Source organism: Streptomyces sp. NPDC054840, from assembly GCF_053611065.1.
Genome location: NZ_JBSGZP010000613.1, coordinates 1 through 4,418, shown reverse-complemented (window position 1 = coordinate 4,418; position 4,418 = coordinate 1). Strand labels below are relative to the sequence as shown.

The 4,418-nt window shown below is 71.5% G+C and carries 3 protein-coding genes; all 3 read right to left on the bottom strand.

The annotated features are described in order from the left end of the window. Nucleotides 1-22: 22 nt before the first annotated feature. On the bottom strand, nucleotides 23-154 hold the full coding sequence (locus ACWGIU_RS30735; protein WP_351276192.1) for a SapB/AmfS family lanthipeptide: 132 nt from the start codon (nucleotides 152-154) through the stop codon (nucleotides 23-25). After that, nucleotides 151-2,814 carry a class III lanthionine synthetase LanKC gene (gene lanKC / locus ACWGIU_RS30730; protein WP_453711286.1) on the bottom strand — a complete coding sequence of 888 codons (2,664 nt, stop codon included), beginning with the start codon at nucleotides 2,812-2,814 and terminating at the stop codon, nucleotides 151-153. The genes ACWGIU_RS30735 and lanKC overlap by 4 nt, the downstream gene beginning before the upstream one ends. Nucleotides 2,815-3,023: 209 nt before the next feature. Next, nucleotides 3,024-4,265 (bottom strand): TerD family protein, encoded by a 1,242-nt coding sequence (locus ACWGIU_RS30725; protein ID WP_453711284.1) that lies wholly within the window; start codon nucleotides 4,263-4,265, stop codon nucleotides 3,024-3,026. Between the last annotated feature and the right edge of the window lie 153 nt (nucleotides 4,266-4,418).

Sequence of the window (4,418 nt, the reverse complement as noted above, 5' to 3'; positions counted from 1 at the left end):
CCCGGGAGGACCTGATCCCTGATCAGTTACAGGTCGTGATGCTCAGGCTGCTGTCGCCACAGAGCAGCAGGCTGGCACGGCTGCCGCCACCGGTCGCGGCCTCGGTTATCTCTTCCTTGGGGGTTTCCATCGACTGCAGGTCGAGAAGCGTCATGTCCTTTTCCTCTTCACTGTGGTGTTCCGATGGGTCACGGCCCCCGCGAGGGGGACCGGCTCTGGGACCGCCGCGGCCGACCGCGGCGGAGGGAGGAACGGCAGGTGCGCGCGCCCACCGGGCGCGGCGCTGCCGAGGGCGAGGAGCGCGCCGGCCGTGCCCGTGGACAGGTCCATGGACAGGCGCATCATCTGCTCGCCGGGGAAGGCCAGGAAGCCGCGGTACGGGACCGCGTGCCGGGCCAGGGCCTCGACCTGCCGCGCGATGTCCGCGGGGCCGGAACCCGGACCCGGTGTCGTGGTCCGGGCCAGGTGGAGGATCATGCCGGCCGCCCCGCGGAACAGGCCGGGCTGGGCGTAGAAGGTCGCCTGGGCGGCGCGGACGATCTCCGGCCGGGCGCGTTCGAAGCGCTCGTCCCGCGTGTGCTCCAGCCAGTCGTCCAGCACCATGCCGATCCCTACGCTGCCGCCGCCGAGGTAGGGCATCGTGCGCCAGCCCTCGTCGACCTGGAGGGTGCCGAAGGCGCTGGTCACGCAGCGGTCGAGATCGCGGTGCAGGGCCCGGCCGGCCCGGATCAGCCACTCCTGGTCGCGGGTGCGTTCGTAGAGCCGCAGATGGAGCAGTGCGGGGCCGCTGTGCCCGTGGAGCAGACCGGCCCGTTTCGGCCCGGACGTGGTCGCGGGATCGGCGAGGAGCTCGGCGCAGCGCAGGGCCGCGGCGTGCAGTTCGCCCTCGCCGGTGGCCGAGCCCAGGGAGTCCAGGGCCAGGCCGATGCCGGCGACTCCGCCGTGCAGGTCGGGTCCGGCCGACTGCCAGGGCTGGCCCAGCAGTTGTTCGGCGAGGGTCAGCGCCCGGTCGCGGTGGCCGAGCCGTTCCAGGGTCCACGCGAGACCGGCGAGGCCGTCGTAGAAACCCAGCGGCATGCCGGAGGCCGGTTCCTTGGTCCGCGCCAGCAGCCATTCCTCGGCCTCGGGCCACGGGTCGGCGCCGGTCTCGGCGAGCGCGTACAGCACGCCGGCCGCTCCGTGGGCGAATCCGGTTCCGCCGCCGGCGGTCGCGAACTGGGCCGGGTCCCCGGGGAAGAGGCGGTCCTCGCGGTCGAAGGTGGCGCTCGCCCGGATCGCCGCCGTCATCGAGGCACATGCGGCGTCCCGGTCGCCCGGTTCGACGGGCAGGTAGGGGCGGGTACGGGGTACGACCGCGCGCCCGCCGGAACCCGCGCGCCCGCCGGAGCCGGGACCGGGGTCCGCGAGGATCTCCCGTACCGCCTCGTCGAGGAATTCACGGGGTACCGGGAACTGCTCGGCGGCGATGTCGGCCAGGTGTGCCGCCTTGGCCCGGTCCAGCACCAGCAGGCTGGTCAGCGGCAGGAACAGGGCCAGCCGCAGGCAGGCCAGGGCGTACCGGTCGACGGCGAAACCGCGTCGGCCGGCCGGGGCGACGAACGCCGGGTTGGCGACGGTCTGGCGGAGCCCCTCGTCCACGTGGGCGGCGGCCTCGAAGTCGAGCAGCGCGACCGACATCCCACCGGTCGACTCGTCCTCCGCGACCATGATGTTGAAAAGGTGCAGGTCGTTGAAGACGATGCCACGGGCGTGCACCGCCTCCACGGCCGCCGTCACCCGCCGGTGGACCTCCAGCGCCCACCGGGTGTACTCCGCGAGCTCCGCGGGATCGGGGTCGGCCTCGATCAACGGGTGCCTGCGGGCGAAGTAGGTGTTGAGGGGTTTGCCCTCCAGGTACTGCATCACCAGGAAGTGGTGGTCCCCCACGGTGAAGGCGCCGTGGACCGCGGGCACGCAGTCCAGCCCGGCCAACTGCTCCAAGGCCCTGCGTTCACGGTGCAGCCGGGTCACGGCGTCCGCCCCGTCGGCCGCGAGCCCCGCGAAGGGGCGCGCTTCCTTGAGGACGACCGGCTCGCCGGTGCGCCCGTCACGGCCGGCGTAGACACCGCCACCGTTGGAGAAGTGCAGGGCCCTTTCGACCGTGTACGGAAGGCCTTCGAGGGTGACGGCGGCCCGCCGGGCCAGATGGGGCGCGAGGAACGTGGGCAGCTCGACCCACTCGGGCGGCTGGAACACCGGACCCCGTGAGTCCGGAACGAGCCGGCCGTCCGGGGTCTCGATCGCGGGGACGAGCTCACCACGGTCGTCGTAGCAGTGCCGCAGGGTGAAACTCCCGTAACGCAGGTGCACGGGGCCGTCGTTCCAGCGCAGGTCGCTCAGGATGTACGGGCCGGGCTCGCCGCCCAGCAACGCGTCGAGCTCTTCGGCGACGCGCCGGCACTGCTCCGCGTCCGCCGGGTACACGGTGAGGAACTTGCCGCTCGCCGCGCGGTCGGCGTACTTCGCGTTGCGCAGGTGCAGCAGGTATCCGCTCGGCACGAACTTGAACGCGATCCGGCGCTCCAGGCAGTACGCGCGGACCCGTTCGAGGACGGACTCGGCGTTGTCCAGGCACGCCGAGACGTGGATCTTCCAGCCCTGGGAGGGAAGCCGGGCGTCGACGGGCCGCAGCGCCAGCCAGTCCCCGCTGCGGTGCGTCTGCCACCCCGCCGGTACGGGGGCGAGCGCGGCCGGGTAGTTCTCCTCGGCCCGCCGGTACGGCGCGTCGTAGAACCAGCGGTCGGCGTCGCAGAAGGCGGCGTACCCCTTGTTCACACCTGCTCCCTCGGTCGGTGACGTGCCCACGCTGTCACGCGTTCCGAGGGCCGCGACAGTCGCGGCTGTCACCGATGGGGTGTGCAGTACGCACGAGTCACCCAAGGGCCGTCCCCGTCCTCCCCGGCGGGCGCACGACGACAGCTACGGCACCTCGCCGCGTTGTCGCAACACCGGGATGACGGGACAGCCCTCAGGCCGTCGACGGGTCAGTCCTTGCTCGCCGACTGCCAGCTCATGTCCCACCCGTACTCGATGTCCGCCGCCTGCTGCTTGAAGATGCCGGGCGCCGGCAGGAGGTACTTCGCCTCCCGCCGGACGATCAACTCCCCGCCCACGTTCTCGATCAGGGCGATCGCGGCCACCGGTGAGGGGACGGTGCACTCGTCCAGGCGCACCTCGATCGGCGGACCGACGGGCGGATGAAGGGTGGCGACCCCTTGAAGCCCCGAGAAGCTGGTGGCCCCGGCGTAGATGACCACGAACACCAGGACGCGCTTGATCTCGGCCGCGTGATCAAGGTTGATCATGAGGTTCTCGCCGGCCTCGCTCGCACCGGTCCGGTCGTCGTGGTCCAGCTGGATGTACGGCGGCTGGTGGAACGAGCCGAACTGGTTGTCGATGGGGTGCACGATCCCCTTCGTTCCGTTCCGCAGCTCCCACAGGCAGGAGAGGTCGAGGTCGACGTCCTCCAGTCGGACGGCGTCCTTCCCCTTACGCATCCATCCGCGCGGCGGTGCCGCGGCGCTCCATGTGAGATTGACCCGCATGCCCCCGGAGGTGGCCCCCTGCTTGGTCAGCGACACCGCGGGGGCCGCCTTCGTCAAGGTGATCTTCGACAGCTGTACCGGCCGGGCAGGCGTGGGAGGGTTCACCTCCCGCTGTACGGGCGCAGGCGCCGGCGCAGGCGGGGTCGGGGTCGGGGCCGGATCGTCGACCGTGATCCCGAAGTCGGCGGCGAGGCCGGCCAGTCCGGAGGCGTACCCCTGACCCACCGCCCGGAACTTCCACGCACCCGCCCGCCGGTACAGCTCCCCGAGCACGAACGCGGTCTCCGAGGTGGCATCCGTGGCATCGAACCGTGCCGTCTCCACGCCGCTCCGCGCGTCCAGCACGCGTACGAAGAGGCCGGACACCTGACCGAACGTGCCGTCGGTGGAAGCCGCGATCACCACGGTCCCGATCTCCTCCTCCACGCCGGACAGCGTCACCCCGATCGTTTCGAGCACGCCCGTGCCGTCCTGGTGCCGTCCCTCGTGGCGCACGGCACCACTGGGGTGCACGGGCTGGTTGTAGAACACGAAGTCGTCGTCCGAACGCACCTTGCCGGCAGTTGTCAGCAGCAGGGCCGACACATCCACATCCGACGCTCCAGGACCCCCTCGCCAACCCAGCTCCACCCGGACCGTGGCACTCGGCACCGGTACGTTGGCACCCTTCCGCATGGACATGCGGTCCCCCCTTCCGCTACTTCTCTCCCACTCCCGCAGCGTACGAGGATTCGGCCCGCTCCCCTCCCCGAAGGCGGCGATTGCTTCCGTACCGGGGGAAGTCGTGGCGTCCCGGCATGATGGGGCGGTGATCACCATTCATCTGAAATACGA